This window comes from Dielma fastidiosa (assembly GCF_000313565.1).
In the GTDB taxonomy this organism is placed as follows: Bacteria; Bacillota_I; Bacilli_A; order Erysipelotrichales; family Erysipelotrichaceae; genus Dielma; species Dielma fastidiosa.
Genome location: NZ_HE578927.1, coordinates 283,733 through 305,731, shown reverse-complemented (window position 1 = coordinate 305,731; position 21,999 = coordinate 283,733). Strand labels below are relative to the sequence as shown.

Below are 21,999 nucleotides of genomic sequence, written 5' to 3'. Positions count from 1 at the left end.
ACCAAACATCGCGATGCCGCACAGTACGGAAGGCGCTGAAGGCGTCAATGAGACAGCGATCTGCTTCATGAAAGTGGAGGAGCCGGTACATTTTGATCCTGAGGACCCAGAGAAGGACGCGCGGTTGTTCTTCGTATTAGCGAGTGCGGATCATGAGAAGCATTTGGAGAACATGATGCGGTTAAGTGAAATGTTAATGAATGAGGAATTAGTCGAAGAGCTGCTGGAAGCCAAGAGCAAGGAAGATCTTCTGGCCATCGATAAGAAGTATTATCAATAATAGTTATAAAGAACGTAAGTTCTAAGGATATAACAAAAAAGAAAGGGATGAATTTATGGATTTTTTATTAAACATTTGGTCGTTTTTTGCGAGCAACATTCTCACTCAGCCAGCCTACTTCATCGGGCTGATCGTATTGATTGGTTACCTCTTACTGAGAAAACCGATTTATGAAGCATTTGCCGGATTTATCAAGGCAACCGTTGGTTATATGATTTTGTCTGTTGGTTCTGGCGGCTTGGTTAACAACTTCCGTCCGATCCTGGTTGGTTTAAAAGATCGTTTTAATCTTGATGCGATGGTTATTGACCCTTATTTCGGTCAGAATGCTGTACAAGCAGCTATGGAAAATATCGGCAGAACATTCTCTGACGTAATGATCCTGCTGTTAATTGCATTTATTTTCAACTTGATTCTTGTTCGTTTAAAGAAGTATACAAAAATGCGTGCCGTATTTACTACTGGACACGTTCAGATGCAGCAGGCATCAACAGCTTTCTGGCTGATCCTGTTCTGCTTCCCAAGCTTAGGCAGCACGCCAATGCTGATTTTGATGGGTGTATTACTTGGTTTATATTGGGCAGTTGCATCTAATTTAACTGTTGAAATTACTCAAGATCTGACTGAGGGCGGCGGCTTCTGCGTTGCTCACCAGCAAATGTTTGGTTTGGCATTATTCTCTAAATTATCTGAGAAAATGTTCGGCGGTAAGAATTCACAAAAACTTGAAGATATTAAATTCCCAGGTTTCTTATCTATCTTTAATGAAAATATGGTTGCGACAGCCGTATTGATGACTTTATTCTTTGGTGCTATCTTATTAGTATTAGGTAAGCCTTATATGGTTGAAGCTGGATTCATCGCAGAATCACAGAATTTCTTCTTCTATATTATGACAACTTCATTGAACTTTGCTGTTTATCTGGCAATCCTGCAATTAGGTGTTCGTACCTTCGTTACTGAGCTGACAAACTCATTCCAAGGTATTTCAAACAGCTTCCTGCCAGGTGCTGTTCCAGGTATCGACTGCGCGGCTACTTATGGTTTTGGTTCACCAAACGCTGTAACTGTTGGTTTCTTATTCGGTGCTGCTGGTCAGTTCTTAGCGATTATCGCTTTGATTTTACTGAAATCACCAACGTTAGTAATCGCTGGTTTCGTTCCAGTATTCTTCGATAATGCGACTATTGCTGTATTTGCTAATAACAAAGGCGGCGTTAAGGCTGCTATGCTGATGCCATTCATCGCTGGTTTATGTCAGGTATTTGGTTCCGCTATCATCGCAAGCTGGGTAGGACTGGCTGCATACGGCGGTTACCTCGGTATGTTTGACTGGGCAGTTGTATGGCCGATCTTCACAGTATTAATGAAGTTCCTGAGCTACGCGGGTGTTGCTGTTGTAATTATCATTCTGATTGCTATCCCTCAGCTGCAATATCGCGCACATCCAGATACTTACTTCCTGATTACTGAAGATTATGATGCTTATCTGGAAAAAGTAAACGCTAAAAAATAGATTTAGTGATATAATTAGGTTAAATAGGAGGTATTGCTTAAATGGTTAAAATTTTGGTTGCCTGCGCGAACGGTGCAGGAACAAGCTTAATGATGAAAATGCGTGTTGAAAAAGCAACGAAGGATCTGGGGATTCAAGTTCAGACGATCCATCACTGCTCATTATCAGAAGGGAAGAGCGCCGCAACTCAGTATGATGTTGTGTTCTGTCCGCTGAATTTTGTCAGCATGTTTGATGACGCTGCTAAAAAAGGCGTTAAAATCTGCGGCATGAAGAATGTGCTTTCAGATAAGGAAGCAAAAGAATTATTAACTGCTGCGGGCATTGAATAATTAGTTAAACAGAGGATATCGGGGCAAGCCGATATCCTTTTAAAAAGGAAAGGGGGCTTCTATGAGTATTCGTCTGATCGCTTCTGATTGTGATGGCACATTACTTGATGATGATAAAAAAATCGACGCGGGAATGAGTGAGGTATTGCCCTTGCTGCGCAAGCAAGGCATTGAATTTACTTTGGCGACCGGCAGAAATATGGAAATCGTTATGCCCTTTGTGAAGGCGCTGGATCTGCGGGTGCCGATTATTACCAACGGCGGCGCGGAAATCTATGATGGTAAACGTTTTATTGTGAAGCATGCCCTTGCTTTGAATGATTTGCTGCCGATTATCGAGATTTTAGAGAAATACCGTATCCGCAGTGTTTATTATAGCAATGACTGCTTATATACACGTTATGCTGATGCGGTAAATCAATACTTTTTGAATCGCATGAATGGCAAGGTTGAAGTTAAAGAACTGCATGACCCCGCATGTTTGATTAAAATGGAGCTGTTTAAGATTGTAATCATTGAAACAGATCCGCAGCTGCTTGCGCTCGTTGCTGCCTTTATCAATACATTAAGCAGTACACATTGTCTGATTGCGGAAGATAATTTATGTACTATTACCCATATTCAGGCATCAAAAGGGAAGGCGCTGATGGCTTTGGCTGAGCGCTTAAATATTGGTTTTGATGATGTGGCGGTAATCGGTGATAATCATAATGACTTGTCGATGTTTGAATGTTTTGCGAACAGCGCGGCAATGGGGAATGCGTCATCAGTCATCAAAGAGAAGGCCCGCTATATTACCGAGGATAATAATCATCAAGGTGTATCAGCCTTTCTATGGCGGGTGTTAAAGGGAGAAGTGGGTTAGCTTCTCTTTTTGAATGCAGACTTGTTTTATTTAATTGCCAATGGTAAGATGATGTCAACTAAATCAGATGGAGGAATTGGCTGTGAATATTACAATTGAAGAATTACAGGCATATTTGTATGATCATTATAAAGATGGCGGCATTGATCAAAGCTTATTTATGAAGCTGGTGGAGGAAGTTGGCGAGACTGCGGAAGTCTTAAATAAAAAGGCCGGCAGAAAATCAGCGGGTGAGGAAGATCTGCAGGCGCAATTGGGGAATGAATTAGCCGATGTGATTCATTATGTGCTGGCTATTGCTGCCCTCAATGGACTTGATATGAATGATATTATCATTGAAAAAGATAAGAAAGCATCAATAAAGTATCATCATGAAACAAATTTAGAGCAGTTTGTCATGCAGCTGCGAAAGGATAAAAAAGCATAAGTTATCAAGGGAGAAGCGTTTTTGCTTCTCTTTTTGCATGAAAAAAACCCTTTGAATCAAAGGGTTTAATTAATGTCTGCCAGCGCCGCCGCCTCTTGAGGAACCGCCGCCGAAGGACCTCCCGCCAGAAGATCTGCCGCCGCCAAAGGATCTGCCGCCGCCAAAGGATCTGCCGCCGGAAGACCTGCCGCCGCCAAAGCTTGAAGAACCACCGCCGAAGCCGCCGCCTCTTGGCGGACGCGGTCCGCGGTCATGCCGGTCATAATGATCATGATGGTCATGGTGAATGATTACATGCGGGCCAAAGAAGCCGCCCCAGTAAGGACGTCTGCGCACATAACCACGCGGCCGGGTAAAGGCACTGATAAAGCTAAGCACAATACTAAATACAACAATTAATACAAAGATACCTAACAGCAAGGAGAAGATACCTACACTGCTTGATCGATGTGAACTGGTACCGGAACTGGAATTGCTGTTATAATGACTGTTATCATTATAAATTGGCTCCTGAATAATCGGTGTGCCGCTGCTGTCCTTTACCAGATCATAGATAGCATTAAAGGTTTTGCTGACCCCCGCTGAATAATCACCGCTTGCGAAATCAGGTTCAAGATATTCATTCAGCAGCAATTTAATTCTACCGGCGGATAAGAGGTTGCTTAAACCATCACCCGCAAGACAATAATAATTATCCTCACCGATAGCCAGCAGCAATAAGACGCCGTTGTTGCTTTCTGCTGAACCGATTCCCCATTGATTAAAGAGATCATAGGCATAATCTTCAATATTGGCACCGTCAAGGAAATCAACGGTTACCACCGCGATCTGAACGCCGTTCTTTTCTTCAAGCTCAAGATTGGCATTGATGATTTCTTCCTCAACCTCACGATCAATCACATCCGCATAATCACTGACATACAGATCAACACTGGGTTCAGGAATCGTATAGGCGTGGACCGCTAATGGTGAAAGCAGCATCAGCACAAAGGCAAATAATAAAGCAATGCGATTTTTTTTCATTGGCTGCCTCCTGAGAAACGACTCAACTCAACCCCGCTTATTCGGTAGAGAATCGAAGCAGGAAAGCCTGTCGTTTGTTTCAAATATTCTTCAACTGTATCATGATAAGGACTCTTATCAATCATATCGTTGAGTCCTCTGAAATCATAGGTTAAACTGATTCGATAATTTTCATCACGTTCACTCAGCGCCATCGCTGTCAGCTTATCCGAAAGGGCAAAGAAAGCCTCATCCAGCTTTGCGTTGGCACTTTCTTTAGCCTTGATCGAATCCGCATCTGTTAAGTCTTCAATTGCCTGCTTCAGCGCTGTGATTTCATCGAATCCATTTTTCTGATATTTTTCAGCGATAAAGATCAGATTTTTAGCTGTGGAAATCTTACTTTCCAGATCAGCAGCAATACTGGCACCGTCCACCCCTTCATAAAACATTGCTTCTGCTGCCTTGCTGTAAGACGCGAAGGTGATCCGGCTTTTAAATCCGCTGACACCTAGGATCAGTACCAGAACAATCAAAAGGGCTGTACTGCGTTTTTTCAATTGTTCCATTTTTATCACTCCTATAAATTGATTTCCGTAAGCTTCTGTTTCAATTCACCCTCAATGCGGCCCAATTCAGCTTCTGCTTCACGGCGTTTAGTACGTCCCTCAGCCTGAATTTTCATCACCTCATCGAGTGTTTCAATCAGCTTCTTATTTGTATTCTGCAGCGTTTCGATATCAACAATACCGCGCTCGCTTTCCTTCGCTGTCGCAATTGTGCCGACCTTTAACGTTTCCGCATTCTTACGCAGCAAATCATTTGTCATATCGGTAACCGCTCGCTGGGCTTCCATAGCCTGACGTGAATTTTCAACACCCAGTGCCAGAACCATCTGACTCTTCCAAAGCGGAATTGTGTTGACCAATGAAGACTGAATTTTTTCAGCCATCATCGTATCATTATTCTGTACCAGACGAATCTGCGGTGCCATTTGAATTGAAATCATTCTTGTCAATTCAAGATCATGCAGCTTCTTCTCAAAACGCGTACAGAATGCCGCGTAATCATTAGCCCGCTGTGCGTCCTCCGGCAGACCGCTCTTTTCCGCCTGTGCAACCAGCTTTGGCAGCTCTTCATTTTGTGCCTGCGCGAGCTTTTTCTTGCCGGCCAGGATATAAAGGGATAGTTCTTTAAAATTCTGAAGATTCAGCTCATACATCTGATCCAGCATCGCAATATCCTTCATCAGCTGAATCTGATGCTTTTCAAGTACAGCGATAATCTTTTCAACATTGGCATCAGCCTTGTCATACTGAGCCTTTAGCTGAGTAATCTTATTTGACTGTTTCTTAAAGAAACCAAAGAAACCGTTATTTTCTTCATTATCAATCTCAAAACCCTTTAATTCAGTAACCAGACTGGTCAGTGATTCACCGACTTCACCCAGATCCTTTGTTTTTACTTTATCCAGTGCTGACTGAGAAAATGTTGAAATCTTAGTCTGAGCAGCGGCTCCGTATTGGAGGATCACATTTGAATTAGTCAAATCAATCTTCTCCGCAAAATCATTGACCAGCTGACGCTCTTCTTCACTCAGCGTTTCTTCATCAAGCTGTACCGGTTTTATTTCCTTTACTGGCTCACTGACCTCTTCTGCCTTCAGATCTTCAGTTGGATCTAATGTCAAGGTAGGTAATACACTCTTCTTTTCTTCCATGTTCGTTCTCCTTATCGAATTTTTTCATCAAGCAGTCCCTGCTGCTTCATCAAGGTTTCAAGCACTTGAACATCACTGCTGATATCCATGGCTTCATCACTGTAAAGCAGGTCAACTTGTTTTTCAATTGCTTCCGCGCCGATTTCAGCGGATCGTTTGATTTGCGCGATCGTATTCTTTACCTGCTCGCCCTGCATCTCAATATCCTCAAGCTTGTCATAGGAATGAAACAGCTTGATCAGCGTCGGCAGATAATAGCTGAATAATTTACGCACTTTATTTACCGCCATCGGATGTTCATTCAGATAGTCATAAATATTGCCCACCGCTTTTTCAATGCGGCGAATCTGCGCGCTTACAGTTTCATCGGCTATCATTTCATCACACTCACGCAGCTGGGCAAGAATGTCCGATCGTTCACTTTGCAGCTTAAGATTGGCAGCCTCCTGTTCAGATTCAGGTACCATGGTGGTTTCAGTAATCACTTCCGGTTTGAATTTAACCCTTTCTGAAATCACATAGGTCAATAAAGCGGCTGCGATACAGATCAGATAATCGGAAAGCTGGGTCATCTTTAAAAAACAGGCAAGGATGATCCAAACCAGACCGCCCAGATAGATCGGCATGGCACTTTTCTTAACCCTGGTCGTGGTTTTCTTTATCATTAGCTTCACCTTCGCTTCTATTCATTATTTTACCATTCTAACACTTGTTTTACCATCTAAGTTACAAGAATGTTATACTATTTTTGCCTCATTTGGCGTTTTTTTGCCGGATGCTTGGAAATAGAGTTAGAATGGGTTATAATATGAAAAGTGAAAAAGAGGTTAAATTATGGAAAAATTGCAATTAAAAGATTTTCTGAATTATGCTTATATTTCAAATTTAAAGTCATCGGATGATAAAGAACGCCTGGCATTTGTCGTTTCTGCTGCCAATGCGGATACTAACGGTTATGATCAAAATATATATGTTCTTGATCAAGAAGTCAGACAGTTAACCAGCGGCAATCATGAAGCGGGTTTTATTTGGGAGGATAATGATCATCTCTTATTTAAGGCGATGCGTGATGAAGCGGATAAAAAGAAGACTGCTGATGGTGAAGAACTGAGCGTATTCTACCGCATATCAACGCATGGCGGTGAAGCGGTTAAGGCGTTTGAAGTGCCTTATACAGTTACTGCTTATGAAAAGTTAGATGCAGACCGCTATTTAATGTGTGTGAATTATAATTTGAATTACTCAATGATGGCGGAGTTGAATGATGAGGAGAAACAAAAGCTGCTGAAACAGAAAAAAGCGGATCAGGCAGTTGAGGTTGTGGATGAGCTGCCGTTCTATTTTAATGGCGCCGGCTTTATCAATAAGACACGTTCCCGTCTGATGCTGTACAGTGTGTCTGATCAGTCAGTGAAATGGCTGACACCATTACATATGGATGTGAGCGGCATCAATTTGCATCCGCAGAAAAATAAAGTGCTTTTCTCAGCGGTTACATATCTTGTACAGCCTAATTTGCAGGCAGGTATTTACTGCATCGACTTAAATGATCAAACGATGGAAGAATTATATCCGGAAGGCCGTCATGATATTGCGCAGGTTTGCTTCTTTGATGATGAAATCTTAGTTTTAGCGGCTGGCAATGATCGTTATGGTTTAAATGAGAACCCTGAATTTTATTTGCTGAAAGAGGGAAATCTTGAACTGCTGGCGCATAATGAAGATGCGGTAGGCAGCAGTGTGGGCAGTGACTGCCGTTATGGCGGCGGTAAGATGTCATTCGTAAAGAATGGTAAATTCTATTTTGTAACGACACGACGCAATGCTTCACATCTTTATTCCTTAGATCATGAAGGCAATATTGAACCGGTATTTACAGAAGAGGGTTCCTTGGACTGCATCGCTGAGTATAAAGATGGCATTGCCGCTGCGGCCATGCTTCAGGGCAAGCTTCAGGAAGTGTATATGCTTAAGGATGCGGGTATTCAGCTGAGTGCTTTAAACGAAAAGGCGCTGAAGGATAAATATGTCGCTGATTATGAAAAAATAACGTTTGAAAATGATGGTATTGATTTAGACGGCTGGGTTTTAAAACCCTATGACTATGATCCGAATAAGAAATATCCGGCTATTTTGGATATTCACGGCGGACCTAAGACCGTTTATGGGGAAGTGTTCTATCATGAAATGCAGGTTTGGGCTTCTGAGGGGTACTTTGTATTCTTCATGAATCCGCGCGGCGGTGATGGACGCGGTAATGCGTTTGCTGATATCCGCGGTAAATACGGTACGATCGATTATGATGATTTGATGAAATTTACCGATGTTGTGCTTGAAAAATATCCGGCCATCGACCCAGCTCGGCTTGGTGAAACCGGCGGCAGCTACGGCGGCTTCATGAGTAACTGGATCATTGGTCATACTGACCGTTTTGCGGCTGTGGCTTCACAGCGTTCAATCGCTAACTGGGTTGGCTTCAATGGCACCAGTGATATCGGTCCGCATTTTTCCAAGGATCAGTGCGCGGGTGATGTATGGGAAGATATGGAGAAATTATGGTGGCATTCACCATTAAAGTATGCAGATAAGGCTAAAACGCCAACCCTGTTCATTCATTCTGATGAGGACTATCGCTGTCCGATTTCCGAAGGCTATCAAATGGCTTCGGCTTTGATGCAGCATGGTGTGCCAACCCGTCTGGTTGTGTTCCATGGTGAAAATCATGAGCTGAGCCGCGGCGGCAAACCGCTGAACCGCATCCGCCGTTTAGAGGAAATCACAAACTGGATGGATAAGTATTGTAAAGGATCGGAGTAACTATGAGTAAAAAAGATTTGAAGTTTGTAGGTATTATTGTAGCTGTTGCGGCGCTGATCGGTGTGATTATGCTGGTTGTGAAACTGACGAGCAAGCCGAAAGAGCTGGGTATCGTTCAGCATGGTGAGGAAGTGATCCTGACTTTTGATATTGCAAAAGACGCAACCTATGATTTTGAAGGTGATTACGGTAAAATGACACTTGAGGTCAAGGATCACAAGTTTAGAGTTATCGATGTCGAATGTCCAAACCATCTATGTGAACAGATGGGATGGATTGATTCAGAATCGCTGATTCCTATCGTTTGTCTGCCAAATGGTATAATGGTCAGCAGTGCGATGGAATAAAAAGTATCAAGAATGATTAAAATGAAGGTACAGCAGTTGCTGTGCCTTTTATTATGATAAAAAAAACCGCGTCTGCGGTTTTATCGGTATTCAACAACTACCGTTTCGCCTGCTTTCACATCCATGTCATGATGATAAGCAAGAATCTCATAGTCTGTATAATTTACAATAATCATCGGTGTATCCAAGGAAACACCTTTACTTTCCGCAAATGCACGGTCAATTTTTAAAAGCGGCGTTCCCATTTTCACATGATCGCCAACCTGTGCCAGCTGCGTAAATCCTTCACCCTTTAAATCCACGGAATCAAGTCCGATATGAATCAGTACCTCAACCCCATTATCCAGCTTTAAACCAATCGCGTGTTTGGTTTTAGGAAACAGGCAGATCTCACCATCCGCCGGTGCTACGACAACATCGCCGCTTGATCTGACAGCAATACCGTCACCCATCATTTTCTGAGCAAACACTGGGTCCTTGACTTCTTCCAAGCTCATCGTATGTCCGTCGATGGGCGCTGCTAAATGATAAACAGCCTTATTTTTTTTGAATAGATTAAACATATTTGCCTCTCATTGCCCCTACTTGGCATATTCCATAATACTAGTAGTTGTAAACGTTGTCAATGAGTTTTTAAACGACTTGAAAAATAAAGAATTTCAGGTAATTCGTCTCCGGCACATTCCATAAAATCGGGTGATCCCACGCCTGATGGTAAACGGCAATCTGACGCAGCTGAACTGCCGCATCCTCCGCCGCATCATGCAGCATTTGTTTAAATAATCCCTCGTTCATAAAATGGGAGCAGGAACAAGTGGCCAGATAACCGCCGCGGGGCAGCAGCTTCATCGCTTTGGTGTTGATTTCCTTATAACCCTTTGTCGCGTTGCGCACGGTTTCACGGCTTTTAGTAAAGGCCGGCGGGTCAAGAATAATGAAATCAAACTCTTTGCTGCGGCTCTTGATCAATTCATCAAGTAAATCAAAGACATCACAGCAGCGGTATTCTACATTCAAATGATTGGCTTTGGCATTCTTTTCCGCCATTGCGATGGCGGATTCAGATATATCTACGGATACAACACGTTCTGCGCCGCCCTTTGCCGCATTTAAACCAAAGCTGCCGGTATGTGTAAAGCAATCCAGTACATGCTTGCCCTGAGTCAGCTTGGAAATAGCTAGACGGTTATATTTTTGATCGAGGAAGAAGCCGGTTTTCTGACCGTTTTCTACATCAACATCATAAGTTATGCCATTTTCACAGATCTGGGTAAACGCTGTTTTTGGCGCTGTTGGCAGTTCTTCGCAAAGAAACCAGCCCTTGTTTTGATCTAACCCCTCCAGCTCACGAATTGCCACATCATTGCGTTCATACAAACCATCGATGATCTGTCCGTCTTCACGCAGGATTCTGATCAGCATCGGAAACAGTTTATGCTTAATTTTCTCAATGCCCAGCGACAGTGTCTGCGTAACTAAAAAATTATTAAAACGATCCACGGTCAGTCCCGGAAAGAAATCCGCTTCACCAAATATGATCCGGCAGTTTGTAATATCTGACTGCATGACTGTCTTCCGATATTCCCAGGCATGGCGCAGCCGCCGTTCATAAAAGGCATCATCAAATCGATCATTCGCATTGCGTGAAATGATGCGGATTCTGATCTTTGACTTTTCACTGATAAATCCACTGCCTAAATATTTATTCTTTAATGAAAAGACATCTACCAGATCGCCGTTTTCATAATTGCCTTCGACATTTAAAACCTCCTGTTCAAATACCCAGGGGTGATTGCTTTGAATGCTTTTCTTTGCTTTATCACTAACGGTAACCACCGCTAAATTTAACTCTCTGTTCATTCTGTATCTCCTTTTACCGGCCTATTATACCACATTCCATAAGCATAAAAACAGCGCCGATGACGCTGCTAATGACTTTCTTCACATAAAGCGAACGGCTGCAGTTCAAAAGGCTCAAACTGCTTCTGCAAAGCCGCCAGCTTCTTTAGATTCACTTCTTCATCATACTCACTGCTTTGCTGCTGATCGAGTATCTGTGAGATGATCGCGGAGGTTGCTTTATTCAGGGTGCATGTTTTCATACCGTTGATCACACTGTTTTTATCAAGCAGAATGAAACAGAAGTTGTAGCAGTCGGCTTTCACAAAGGCTTCCTCATCATGAATATTAAAATAGAAATCACTGGTTTCAATCACACCGTCAACACTCAGCAGGAAAATCAGCTGATCACTTTTATTAACAATTTGAATCAGCATCTTTTTATTCTTAAATAGCTTTAATTCAGTATCTGACCAGAATTCATCCGCCATAACGGCATAAAATGTATTATCCTCAAAACTGATATAAGTTCCTGCCTCACTAAATTCCACAGGAAATTTTTCATTAATCTTCAGCTGCATAACTACCTCCCGCCAGTTTATTTACCTGGGCATTCTTTGATATTTCATAGCTTTTCGCATAAAGCTCATCAATAACACAATCATCCTTGATAATCGCATGATCAGCAATCACGATTTTCGCATCACAATTCTCTAAAATCAATGTTTTAGCTTCGATTCGATCCACATGCATATGACTTGTCTCAAACTGCTTATTAACTAAATCACGGTAATCCGCCATGGAAATGATATCGTCAAAGATTGAGCGATCCTTCAGCTTGTTGGCAATAATCAGCTTATCGGCTTTTAATTCTGTCACAAATGTATTGAAATAAGGCCGGATATACATTACCTCAGCCTGTATGGCCGGTATGTAGAAGGGCGCAAAGCTGATGAAATGACCGCATTCAATGGCTTTGGCGCATTCTAAAAAATACTTATTTAAGATATTGATATAATTAAACTCATAATCCAAAACACTGCTTGTATAATTCTCATAAGTTACCGCCGCGATACTGCCGCTGATTTTGTGGCTGCCTAAGGAGGTGCCGTCTTTACTTGAAGCATTGCGGAAAACCTTACAGGTGGTATGGTCAAAGCTTGCTGAACCCATAGCGGTAATCGTTAAAGCGCGTACCTTTTCCTTCATTGTACATTCACTGAAGCTGAGACAGTCATGAATCATTGAATTTTCAATGGTACAGGGTCCCATTGCTTTCAGACGTTCAATCTCACAGCCGCTGATTAAACAGCTGTCACCGGCTTTAACCTTCTCGACATAGCTTTCAGTAATGGTCAGCGGCTCCGAGGAGGAAATTTTACGCTTAACCATTTTAAATCGTCCAAACTGCTGAAATTCACTCTTTTTCATAGAACCTCCTCAGCTTAATTTTTTATAATCAATCGCTGGTTCTTCTAATTCATCTTCAAGCGCATCGATCAATTCATCGATGTGATTGTTTAAATCATCAAATTCTTCATCACTCATCTGTTCATAGAAATTAATCATATCTTCATCAAGACCTGCTTGTTTCATCTGCGCTACAATCATTTCGCGGCTCAGGGAATCATCATCAAATACCTCATCAAAGTAAGTTGAAATCACATGGTCATCAAGCCATTCTAAGTGATCCTCAACGATGATATTTGTCCCTAATTCCGCAAAGGGCTCAAGGATACTGCTCATATTGCTGTCGCGGACTTTGATAGTTTGATAAGGGCCGTGCCAGATCATTCGATTCAGCAGCATATCCACAATGTTGTAAGCAATAGTTTTTAATGAACAGTTCTCTAAGCGCATCTCTTCAATATTCTCTTCATCAGCAATCAGCAGGAGTACCGGATAGAAATCATTCTCACTCCGTGCCTCTTCATCATACACGCTTACGACATCGATTTCAATCGTGTCATACAATTTTTCCGCATTCAAACTCAGCGGGTCAAAATCCAAATCAAGACCAAACGGATGGACAGTCAAGGATAACGGATGAATCGTATAGCCGCCTTTAAGATCGATGCTGATCTGTGACTTTTCCAATTTGACAGCATTGCGTGCCAGTTCGCTGATGACACTGACCATTTTTGTAAAGGCATCGGTAAAATGAATCAATTCTTCAATTTTCAAAATCTGATGCGGATTAAAAACGTTGCAGCGAGTCAGCATGCCGCCGTAAGTATTGCTGGAAAAATCATAGATTGAGCGATCCTCACGATAATCCAATCGTTTAATCGTCATTGTCAGCGTATCATGATAGCGTATGGCACTGTAATCCATGGCATTTACATTCATATTCACAAACTGAATCAGCTTGTCTTCATTGGCATAGGCATCAATAATCACTTCATCTTCACAGATACTGGCAAAATAGAACGTGCGGTTCTGCGGAGTTTGAACTTCATAGATAGCGTTATACATACTGTCCTGCCAATTTTTAATGGCTGTCAATGTCTTAAACGCAGCATTGATGCGCACACGGCATTCGGTTTCAACGTGATGGCCGCGAAAGGCACCTAAAACAAGGTTGCACCAGCCTTGATTAAATAATGTGCGCTCTTCTTTAAAATTACCGTGCAGAATGCCTTCATAGAGGTTTTTGCCGCGATACGATAAAACTTCCGGTACATTACTCTTACGGTCAATAATATTGCTGACTTTGATTCTGAAATCAAAGGCTTCCAGAATATCATAATAGTAATGAAAAGTATCGTTAAGCTTAAGGCGAAGGAGCTTGGCAGAGGCCGGTTTACTGTGGGTACCGGAACTGATCTCATGGATGAACATATTATTATCCAGCTTAAAGGTGTAGTATTCAACATTATCAAGGCCAAACAGCAGCTGAATGATACGATGCAGCTCTTCATAGGTATATTGTGCAGGTATCAGACACTTGCGGCTGGCACTGACGCCATTATCAGAGATCGATATCGTTAATTCAAGAGTTTTCATATTAAGCTCCCCCTTAATGATTTTATTTTATCATATTTTATAGTAGTTATTTAGCGGATTTCCAAAACTTACAGAATTGATAGTCGAACTCAATGTAATTCTCATATTTTCATTTTCGACATGGTTCGCAAAATGGTTCTATATAATGTTAGTATGGGGATTGAAAGGAGTTATTATGAATGGACGTGTTTACCTGCTGATTATTATATTATTTACTATATTAATGGTTGTGTTTATTTATTTCATCATTCAAAATCAACGCCTTTATGCGATTAAAAGAAGACTGGATCATTATCATTTACTGGCTTCTAACTGTCAGTGGATTTTTTTTGAATATGACTGTGAAACTAAAACACTTGCCGGCATTAATCAGCGGATCAATATGAATTCATATATCGTACACAAGGAAGATGAAAAAAAGCTGGTGATGATTAATCAGCGAATCAAGAAGGGTGAGATGGTGCATGCCTGTCTCAGACTGATCAGCGGGAAAGAAATGCATTGGTATCAAGTTCATCTTCTGAAAACTGGTTTCATTATTATTGGGATGCTGATGAATATTGATGCCGAGCGTCAGGAGCAGGAACGTTTGAAAGAGCGGGCGAGTCTTGATCCGATGACGGGCTTTTATAATAAGATTATCACCAAGCGGCTGATTGATGAATGGCTGATGAGTGCTGACCGTCAGCATATTCACGCGCTGATGCTTTTGGATATCGATAATTTCAAAGCGCTTAATGATGAGCTTGGTCATTATTTCGGCGATGAGGTGCTGATTGGCTTTACCGAACAGATTCGCCGGCTTTTTCGATCCAGTGATATTTTAGGGCGGATCGGCGGCGATGAATTTGTGATTTTTATGAAGGATGTCAGTGAATTCAAGATTCGGGAGAGAGCGTCACAAATCTGTGAATTCAGCTATCGGGATATCCGCATCTCGGTCAGTATCGGTGTTGCCTATGCCTTTAAGGATGGCGATAATTTTGAAACATTGTATGTTAAGGCGGATAAAGCAATGTATGAGGTAAAGCGATCCGGTAAGAATGGATATACAATTTGTTAATGTAAAAGGCTGCGGCTGCAAAAAAATCTTTGCAGGTCACAGCCTTTTTTTGGATATTTAATTAATCATGAACGAATCAGATAATCAGCTTCGGCCTGATATTGAATGGTAGTCAGAGCTTTTAATCCCATTGGACCGCGGGCATGCAGCTTTTGGGTGGAGATGCCGATTTCACATCCCATGCCGTATTCAAAGCCGTCAGAAAAACGGGTTGAAGCATTGACATAAACAGCCGCGGCATCGACGCCATTTAAAAACTCAGTGATGGCCTCAGGTGATTGCGCTAAGATACATTCACTGTGATGAGTACCATAGGTGTCAATGAAGGCTAAGACTTCCGCCATGCTGTCAACCACCTTGACAGCCAGCTTATAATCAAGAAACTCACAGGCATAGAGCTGATCGTCAGCCGGCAGAGCCTCAATGAGCGAGCAGACAGTCTCATCGCCGTAATAGGTCATTGGATAAGCCTTGAGCTGCTGGACAAGCCGCGGCAGGAAGCTTGCGGCAACCGCCCTGTGTACTAATAAGTTCTCAATGCAGTTGCAGACGGAGATCCGCTGGCATTTTGCGTTTTCAACAAGCGGCAGTGCCTTATCTAAATCAGCGCTTTGATCAACATAAAGCGTATTGTTGCCGGTACCGGTCTGAATGACTGGGACTCTCGCATTATTTACGACACGTTCGATCAGTGATTTACCGCCGCGGGGAATGATGACATCAAAGATTTCATTCATCGTGAGCATTTCATCTACTAATGAACGGTCAGTGCTTTCAATCAATTGTACGCAGTGAGTGTCCAGCTGCTGATTGGCAAGGGCTTCCTGAATTACCTGAACTAAGGCTTTATTTGTGCAAAGCGCCTCCTTGCCGCCGCGCAGAATCATCGCATTGCCGCTTTTAATCGCTAAGGCTGCCGCGTCAATAGTTACATTAGGGCGGCTTTCATAAATCATGCCGATGACACCTAACGGTACTGTTATTGCTTTAATCGTTAAACCGCTTGGTCTGGTTTCTTCTGAAATTAATTGATGCAAAGGATCAGGCTGATTGATTACCTCACGGATTCCTTCACGCATGGCCTGAATGCGCTTTTCATCAATCATTAAACGATCAATCGTACTCGCCGGCAAGCCTTTTTCTTGAGCGGCCTGAATATCCTGCTGATTCGCTTCAATCAAGGCTTCAGTATGGGTCAGCAGCCGATGGCTGATATCTGCCAACACATTTGTGCGCTGTTCATTGGTTGTTTGGGCCAGCTGCTTGCCAGCTTTTTTCGCAAGTCTGCCCATCTGCAGTAAATCACTCATGATCCAATCCTCGTTCCTACCTGTTTGCCGGCAAATAATTCATAGAGCTGCTCCGGCTGCTGTCCTGACATGATAACCGTTGCGAACCCAGCCTGAATGCCCAGCTTAGCGGCGTGTATTTTAGTAGCCATCCCGCCGGTGCCTAATTTAGAGCCCGCCCCTTTCGCTAAGGCTTCAATCTGATCATTCACTTCCGGTATTTCATGAATCAGCGCCGCATCAGGATTTTTATGCGGGTCATCATCATAAACACCGTCAATATCACTTAAAATTACCAGCAGATCACCATGGATCAATTCACAGACCATGGCGGAAAGCGTATCATTATCACCTACGACAATTTCATCAACCGCCACCGTATCATTTTCATTTACGATTGGCAATACATTCATTGCCAGCAGGCGGGTAAACGTATTGATTACATAATCACGATTCAATACATCAAGGGTTAACAGCACTTGAGCTACAGTATGGTTGTATTCCGCAAAATACTTATCATAGATATACATTAATTCACATTGACCTACTGCCGCGCATGCCTGCTTGCCGCTTAGATCCTGCGGCTTCTCGGGCAGTCCAAGCTTACCGGCACCGATGCCGATCGCCCCGCTGCTGACTAAGACAATCTCTTTGCCGGCATTTTTCAAATCGGCGATGACTTTTACTAATCTTTCCATTCGCTGAATATTCAGCCGGCCCGTTTGATGAGCTAACGTTGAAGTCCCTATTTTAATCACGATGCGTTTCGCGTCTGCACAATTTTTCATTCACTCTTCCTCATAATTACTCTTTCTAACTTATAGATGTATTTTAGTATGAACCGCATTAAATGTAAAGCGTGCATCTTAGCTTAAGGATATGTCAACTTGGCGGTATTCATTTGCCAAGGAAGCATTGTTTCGCTATGATATGGGTGTCAGCTGATAGGAGTGAGAGTATGAAAATCAAAATTGAACATGGGGATTATGAGGAAAATGAAATTTTGCTGCGCTGCCGGGAGGTAGACAGTGAAATCATGCGGATTATTGCTTTTCTCAATCTTCAGACACAGAAGCTCAGCGGCTGGAAGAACAAGGAAGAAATAACAATGCTTGAATTTAAGGATGTTTATTATGCGGAGGCATTGGAAGATAAAACATTTTTATATACCTCAAAGGATGTCTATCAGACAGCGCTGAATCTGGCGGAAATTGAAGGCCGTTATGAAAGTCTTGGCTTTTTGCGCATCAGTAAATCTGTGGTTGTGAATCTCTATTCGATTCATTCACTGAAAAGCGCGCTGGCCGGAAGAATTGAAATAATTCTAAAGAATCAAGAGAAATTAATTGTTTCCAGACATTATGCCCCGCTTTTAAGAGAGCGGATCGGCTTATAGAAAGGATGAGAGGAATGAAAGAATTTACACATTTTTATCGCTGGGGATTGAATATGAAGCAGCATATGGCTATTTATACGATGGCTTTAATCTTCTTCAGAGGTGTTATTGAAGTATTATTGGGTCATGACTCAATATCGATACTGATGCTTGTGGAAATGACGCTGACCTCAATGGTCATCGCCATTATTGAGAGTGCGTTGTTTCCTGATCATTTTGATGAAAGTGAGCTGCAAAGGCGCACGATTCTATGGGTGATTATGTGCAATCTGCTGTTTATCGGCGCGGCGGTGCTGTTTCAGTGGTTTGCGGATGTTCCGCTTTGGGGTGAATGTCTGCTGATCGTGATTTTAGAAGGCGGTTTATTTGCCATGTGGTTTGGTGTTCATGTCGCGCAGAAGATTGAGACAAGGGCATTGAATCAGCATCTGCATGATTTTCAGAAGCAATAAAAGTTTGTAAGAGTGCCTTGGCGCTCTTTTATATTGGACGCAGCTTTTATTGAGAATATGGTATAATTGGCTTATTGATCGGCAGGTGCTATTGATGACATTAAAGGAACGGGCTAAAAAGCTTAAGGTTGATATTCCGACGATATTTTTGGCAATGAGGGATCAGGACACGCCCTTGCCTGCGAAAATCTTAGCCATGATCACCGTGGGGTACGCGCTGTCTCCCATTGATCTGATTCCTGATTTTATTCCGGTGCTGGGGTATCTGGACGATGTGATTTTACTGCCGTTTCTGATACTGCTGACACTGAAATGCATACCTGAGGATATTTACGCAAAGCATCATCAAGCGGCCGAACATTTATGGGAAGACGGCAAACCTAAAAAGTGGTATTATGCTTTACCGATTGTTTGTATATGGCTGTTGGTATTTGTTTTGATTCTTAAAATGATATGGAAATAATAGGCAAAGGGCAGGCAAGGGATAAGAAAATCAAGAGGAAAATTAAAAAAGAGTGCCGCAAGCACTCTTTCGCAATTATTGTAAGAAACGCAGTTCACCAAATGAGCTGTCTACATGATAATCAGGTTCAGCTGTCTTTGGATCAACCCATGAAATCCATTGCATTGTAATATCTTTTGCACCCCTAGGTTTACTGAATTCAGCACGATAGATACCGGTTCTCATCACATTATTTTCATTGATTAGTTTCAGATCATTTAATGTCTTTAATGGAATCAGACCTTCTACCACATAACCGTCATCAACGATCTTAGCGGCTGTCTGTAAGCCTTCCATATTCCACTCACTGTCCATATTGCGGTAATAAACTGTTGAATAGTCATGAACACGGCCCTTTGGATCTGCTTCAATCGCATAATATGGCTGCATGCCGTTGTTTGGTTTATCTACCGGACCATTAGCGAAGAATAATTCAACACGGTCTTCATTATCAACGGTGCTTTCACCCTTCCATGTTGCTTCTGCTAATACCTGTGTATCTTTAACAACAAAACTGAAATAAAAATTAACCCCGTCATGATAAGCTTTAAATTCAGTATAAGGAGCTTCAACGGCTTCCCATGGATAGTGGAAGGAGCCTGAGATTGATGGTACGCTTTCCCAAACCTTTTCATCCAGTTTACCATTAATCGTAGCTTTGGCATCACGCTTTACCACATCATAGTGGGCTGTTTCTGCTTGATTATATGCGACAACAGTTACGGGATTCTTGTCTTCATCTGCTGCCTGAATATTCATAACACCTACTGCTGATATGCATAATGCTGCTGCTGTCAAAACAAGTCCAAACTTATTTGCTTTCATAATCTTTTCCCTTTCTGAGCAACGCTCTTTTTATAAATTCATTATAGCACGGAGTATATATGTTGTAAACGCTTACGGCACATAGTGCTGATTCTGACATACATTTTAGTTTTTTTGTTTTTCATCCATTTCAATCTATGAAAGGGTTTTGGAAAAATGTATAATAGTGTTGTTTAAGGAGTTCATAGTATGAAAGATAAAAAATTGCTCACTTCATTTGTTTATGTAGTTGTGGGTTCAGTGCTGTTTGCCTTTGCGGTAAATATGTTTATTGTGCCGCTGAATCTATTTAACGGCGGGGTTGTAGGTATCGCCCAGCTGATTCGTACGATGCTGGTGGAGACGCTGCATCTGGATATTAAATTTGATATTGCCGGTATCATAAACTCATTATTGAATCTGCCGTTATTCTTGATGGCGTATAAGAGCTTATCCAAGCATTTTTTTCTGCTTACCCTAACCTCAGTGGTAACGCAGACGATTGCCTTTACATTGATACCAATTATGCCGATTGTCCCTGATGTATTGACTTCAGTCATTATCGGCGGCTTGATCGGCGGTTTTGGGATTGGTTTAACGCTTCAGCATGGCGGCAGCGGCGGCGGTACCGATATCCTGGGTGTTTATATGGCGATAAAATCACCGAAGTTCAGTGTCGGCAAGCTGTCAATCGGTGTCAACGCGCTGATTTATATTATCTGTGCCTTGAAGTTTGAATTATCAACGGCTATCTATTCAATTATCTATGCGGTTATTTTCGGCATGGTGGTCGATAAGGTGCATACGCAGAATATTGTGATGAGTGCCATGATCTTTACACGCAACAAAGCGGTGAAGAAGGCGATTCTTCATGAAATGACGCGCGGTGTGACTTGCTGGGAAGGCAAGGGTGCTTATACGGATACTGAAACCGATATTCTGATGACAGTTATTTCTAAATATGAAGTGAATCATCTTCATGATCTTGTATTGGGGCTTGATCCTAAAGCATTTATTATTTTATCAGAGGGAATGCAGGTTACCGGTAATTATGAACGCCGGTTATTATAGGAGGAAAGTTTATGTATGATTTTACAACGGTAAAGAATCGCCGGCTTAACGGTGCCAGCAAGTGGACAGGGATGAAAAAAGCTGACGGAACGCCTGTTCGTGAGGATATCGTACCTTTGTCGGTAGCGGATATGGAATTTGTGAATGCGCCGGAAATTGTGGCGGCAATGCATCGCTGCGCCGATGAAATGACACCCTATGGTTATCAGAATGTGACTGAAGGATATTTGGACGCGGTGGTTTATTGGCTGAAGCATCGGCATCAGTGGACAATTGATCCTGAATGGATCGTTATTTCTCAGGGTGTCGTGAAAGCGCTGAATCAGGCGGTAAAAGCCTTTACTAAGCCAGGAGAGGGCGTTGTGATCATGACGCCGGTTTATTATCCCTTTTATAGTGCCGCAGCATGCAATGGAACTCATGTGGTAGAGAATCCTTTGATTTTATGCGAGGATCATTATGAAATCGATTTTGAAGATTTGAAACTGAAGCTGGCAGATCCGATGAATACGATGCTGATCTTATGCACGCCGCATAATCCAATCGGTAAGGTATTCAGCTATGAAGAGCTGAAGCAGATTGGTGAGCTGGCTTTAAAATATGGGGTATTGATCGTTGCGGATGAGATTCACAATGATTTGATCATGCCTGGTTTTACGCATACAATGTTTCCAACCATTGATAAGGCATTTGAAGAGAACTGTATCGTCTGCACATCACCAAGCAAGACATTCAATCTGGCAGGCATGAGCAATGCGAATATTATTATTCCTAATCAAGCGCTGCGTGAACAGTATTTAAAGGATGCCGGCTTTATTCATATTAATCCTTTTGCGCTGGCTTCCTGTGTGGCGGCTTATCGTGAGGGAGAAGCGTGGCTTTCGGCATTGATTGAGGTGCTGAGTGAAAATGTACGATTCATGAATGAATATATCAAGCAATATTTCCCAAAAGCGATTGTCCATGAACTGCAGGGCACATATCTGCTTTGGGTTGACTTTAGGGCCTATGACTTGAATAAGGATGAATTAGAGCACCTAATGCGTGAGGAAGCAGACCTCTTTTTGGATGAGGGCTATCTGTTTGGCAAAGCCGGTGAGGGATTTGAACGAATTAATCTGGCGGTGCCAACGCAAATCTTAAAGGACGCGATGGCGCGGATGCGGCAGGTATTTATCAAGCATAGCTTAATTGAAGCTGAATAATAAGGAGCAGGCAAATGTCTGCTTTTTTTAATTGCTTATATGGAACCGATAACACATTTTTAAAAA

The 21,999-nt window shown here is 42.3% G+C and carries 25 protein-coding genes; 13 read left to right on the top strand and 12 right to left on the bottom strand.

Translation table 11 applies throughout. The features are described from left to right. The 5 genes from DAHG_RS19455 to DAHG_RS11340 all read left to right on the top strand — a co-directional run. A partial coding sequence (locus DAHG_RS19455; protein WP_034457102.1) for a PTS sugar transporter subunit IIA occupies positions 1–280 on the top strand: 280 nt, incomplete at its 5' end. A 55-nt stretch (positions 281–335) separates the two neighbouring features. Continuing rightward, positions 336–1,796, top strand: coding sequence for a PTS ascorbate transporter subunit IIC (locus tag DAHG_RS11355; RefSeq protein ID WP_022938477.1), 1,461 nt, complete (start codon positions 336–338; stop codon positions 1,794–1,796). 41 nt (positions 1,797–1,837) lie between these two features. Continuing rightward, positions 1,838–2,128 (top strand): PTS sugar transporter subunit IIB, encoded by a 291-nt coding sequence (locus DAHG_RS11350; protein WP_022938476.1) that lies wholly within the window; start codon positions 1,838–1,840, stop codon positions 2,126–2,128. Between the two features lie 61 nt (positions 2,129–2,189). Next, entirely contained in the window at positions 2,190–2,993 is an 804-nt protein-coding gene (locus DAHG_RS11345) for a Cof-type HAD-IIB family hydrolase (RefSeq protein ID WP_022938475.1), read from the top strand. 82 nt (positions 2,994–3,075) lie between these two features. Then, a complete protein-coding gene (locus DAHG_RS11340; RefSeq protein ID WP_022938474.1) occupies positions 3,076–3,420 on the top strand; it encodes a MazG nucleotide pyrophosphohydrolase domain-containing protein in 345 nt (114 codons plus the stop codon). Between the two features lie 69 nt (positions 3,421–3,489). Here DAHG_RS11340 and DAHG_RS11335 read toward each other — a convergent pair whose 3' ends face one another. Genes DAHG_RS11335 through DAHG_RS11320 form a run of 4 tightly spaced genes read right to left on the bottom strand, consistent with a single transcriptional unit; the run spans position 3,490 to position 6,807 of the window. Continuing rightward, a complete protein-coding gene (locus DAHG_RS11335) occupies positions 3,490–4,443 on the bottom strand; it encodes a TPM domain-containing protein (protein ID WP_022938473.1) in 954 nt (317 codons plus the stop codon). Beyond that, positions 4,440–4,991, bottom strand: coding sequence for a hypothetical protein (locus DAHG_RS11330; protein ID WP_022938472.1), 552 nt, complete (start codon positions 4,989–4,991; stop codon positions 4,440–4,442). The genes DAHG_RS11335 and DAHG_RS11330 overlap by 4 nt, the downstream gene beginning before the upstream one ends. An 11-nt stretch (positions 4,992–5,002) precedes the next feature. Next, complete coding sequence (locus tag DAHG_RS11325; protein ID WP_022938471.1) at positions 5,003–6,142, bottom strand: toxic anion resistance protein; 1,140 nt, start codon at positions 6,140–6,142, stop codon at positions 5,003–5,005. A gap of 11 nt (positions 6,143–6,153) precedes the next feature. Beyond that, positions 6,154–6,807, bottom strand: coding sequence for a 5-bromo-4-chloroindolyl phosphate hydrolysis family protein (locus tag DAHG_RS11320; protein WP_022938470.1), 654 nt, complete (start codon positions 6,805–6,807; stop codon positions 6,154–6,156). Between the two features lie 169 nt (positions 6,808–6,976). Here DAHG_RS11320 and DAHG_RS11315 point away from each other — a divergent pair, with 169 nt between their 5' ends. Both DAHG_RS11315 and DAHG_RS11310 read left to right on the top strand, forming a co-directional pair. Next, positions 6,977–8,959 (top strand): alpha/beta hydrolase family protein, encoded by a 1,983-nt coding sequence (locus DAHG_RS11315; protein WP_022938469.1) that lies wholly within the window; start codon positions 6,977–6,979, stop codon positions 8,957–8,959. Between the two features lie 2 nt (positions 8,960–8,961). After that, entirely contained in the window at positions 8,962–9,306 is a 345-nt protein-coding gene (locus DAHG_RS11310) for a NusG domain II-containing protein (protein ID WP_022938468.1), read from the top strand. 80 nt (positions 9,307–9,386) lie between these two features. On the opposite strand, the gene DAHG_RS11305 is transcribed toward DAHG_RS11310, so the two are convergent. From DAHG_RS11305 to DAHG_RS11285, 5 genes are all read right to left on the bottom strand, one after another. Then, a complete protein-coding gene (locus DAHG_RS11305) occupies positions 9,387–9,869 on the bottom strand; it encodes a PTS sugar transporter subunit IIA (protein ID WP_022938467.1) in 483 nt (160 codons plus the stop codon). A 70-nt stretch (positions 9,870–9,939) separates the two neighbouring features. Beyond that, on the bottom strand, positions 9,940–11,166 hold the full coding sequence (locus DAHG_RS11300; protein ID WP_022938466.1) for a class I SAM-dependent rRNA methyltransferase: 1,227 nt from the start codon (positions 11,164–11,166) through the stop codon (positions 9,940–9,942). A 68-nt stretch (positions 11,167–11,234) separates the two neighbouring features. Beyond that, positions 11,235–11,726 (bottom strand): hypothetical protein, encoded by a 492-nt coding sequence (locus DAHG_RS11295; protein ID WP_022938465.1) that lies wholly within the window; start codon positions 11,724–11,726, stop codon positions 11,235–11,237. Next, on the bottom strand, positions 11,710–12,576 hold the full coding sequence (locus DAHG_RS11290) for a hypothetical protein (protein ID WP_022938464.1): 867 nt from the start codon (positions 12,574–12,576) through the stop codon (positions 11,710–11,712). The genes DAHG_RS11295 and DAHG_RS11290 overlap by 17 nt, the downstream gene beginning before the upstream one ends. Positions 12,577–12,585: 9 nt before the next feature. Further along, the gene (locus DAHG_RS11285) at positions 12,586–14,151 is read right to left on the bottom strand and encodes an IS1096 element passenger TnpR family protein (protein ID WP_022938463.1); all 1,566 of its coding nucleotides are present in this window, start codon (positions 14,149–14,151) and stop codon (positions 12,586–12,588) included. A gap of 175 nt (positions 14,152–14,326) precedes the next feature. Between DAHG_RS11285 and DAHG_RS20600 the strand changes: the two genes are divergently transcribed. After that, positions 14,327–15,214 carry a GGDEF domain-containing protein gene (locus DAHG_RS20600; RefSeq protein ID WP_022938462.1) on the top strand — a complete coding sequence of 296 codons (888 nt, stop codon included), beginning with the start codon at positions 14,327–14,329 and terminating at the stop codon, positions 15,212–15,214. Between the two features lie 65 nt (positions 15,215–15,279). Here DAHG_RS20600 and DAHG_RS11275 read toward each other — a convergent pair whose 3' ends face one another. Then, a complete protein-coding gene (locus tag DAHG_RS11275; protein WP_022938461.1) occupies positions 15,280–16,524 on the bottom strand; it encodes a glutamate-5-semialdehyde dehydrogenase in 1,245 nt (414 codons plus the stop codon). Next, positions 16,521–17,291, bottom strand: a complete 771-nt coding sequence (gene proB, locus DAHG_RS11270; RefSeq protein ID WP_022938460.1) for a glutamate 5-kinase — start codon at positions 17,289–17,291, stop codon at positions 16,521–16,523. The genes DAHG_RS11275 and proB overlap by 4 nt, the downstream gene beginning before the upstream one ends. 170 nt (positions 17,292–17,461) lie before the next feature. Between proB and DAHG_RS11265 the strand changes: the two genes are divergently transcribed. From DAHG_RS11265 to DAHG_RS11255, 3 genes are all read left to right on the top strand, one after another. Beyond that, positions 17,462–17,899, top strand: coding sequence for a LytTR family DNA-binding domain-containing protein (locus DAHG_RS11265; protein ID WP_022938459.1), 438 nt, complete (start codon positions 17,462–17,464; stop codon positions 17,897–17,899). 14 nt (positions 17,900–17,913) lie between these two features. Next, entirely contained in the window at positions 17,914–18,351 is a 438-nt protein-coding gene (locus DAHG_RS11260) for a hypothetical protein (protein WP_022938458.1), read from the top strand. 94 nt (positions 18,352–18,445) lie between these two features. Then, a complete protein-coding gene (locus DAHG_RS11255) occupies positions 18,446–18,814 on the top strand; it encodes a YkvA family protein (protein WP_022938457.1) in 369 nt (122 codons plus the stop codon). 75 nt (positions 18,815–18,889) lie between these two features. Here the strand turns inward: DAHG_RS11255 and DAHG_RS19445 are convergent, their stop codons facing one another. After that, positions 18,890–19,678: a carbohydrate-binding family 9-like protein gene (locus DAHG_RS19445; RefSeq protein WP_022938456.1), complete on the bottom strand. Its 789-nt coding sequence runs from the start codon at positions 19,676–19,678 to the stop codon at positions 18,890–18,892. 189 nt (positions 19,679–19,867) lie between these two features. On the opposite strand from DAHG_RS19445, the gene DAHG_RS11245 reads away from it, so the two are divergent. Both DAHG_RS11245 and DAHG_RS11240 read left to right on the top strand, forming a co-directional pair. Next, positions 19,868–20,728, top strand: coding sequence for a YitT family protein (locus tag DAHG_RS11245; protein WP_022938455.1), 861 nt, complete (start codon positions 19,868–19,870; stop codon positions 20,726–20,728). A gap of 11 nt (positions 20,729–20,739) precedes the next feature. Next, positions 20,740–21,933 carry a MalY/PatB family protein gene (locus DAHG_RS11240; protein WP_022938454.1) on the top strand — a complete coding sequence of 398 codons (1,194 nt, stop codon included), beginning with the start codon at positions 20,740–20,742 and terminating at the stop codon, positions 21,931–21,933. Positions 21,934–21,999 lie beyond the last annotated feature (66 nt).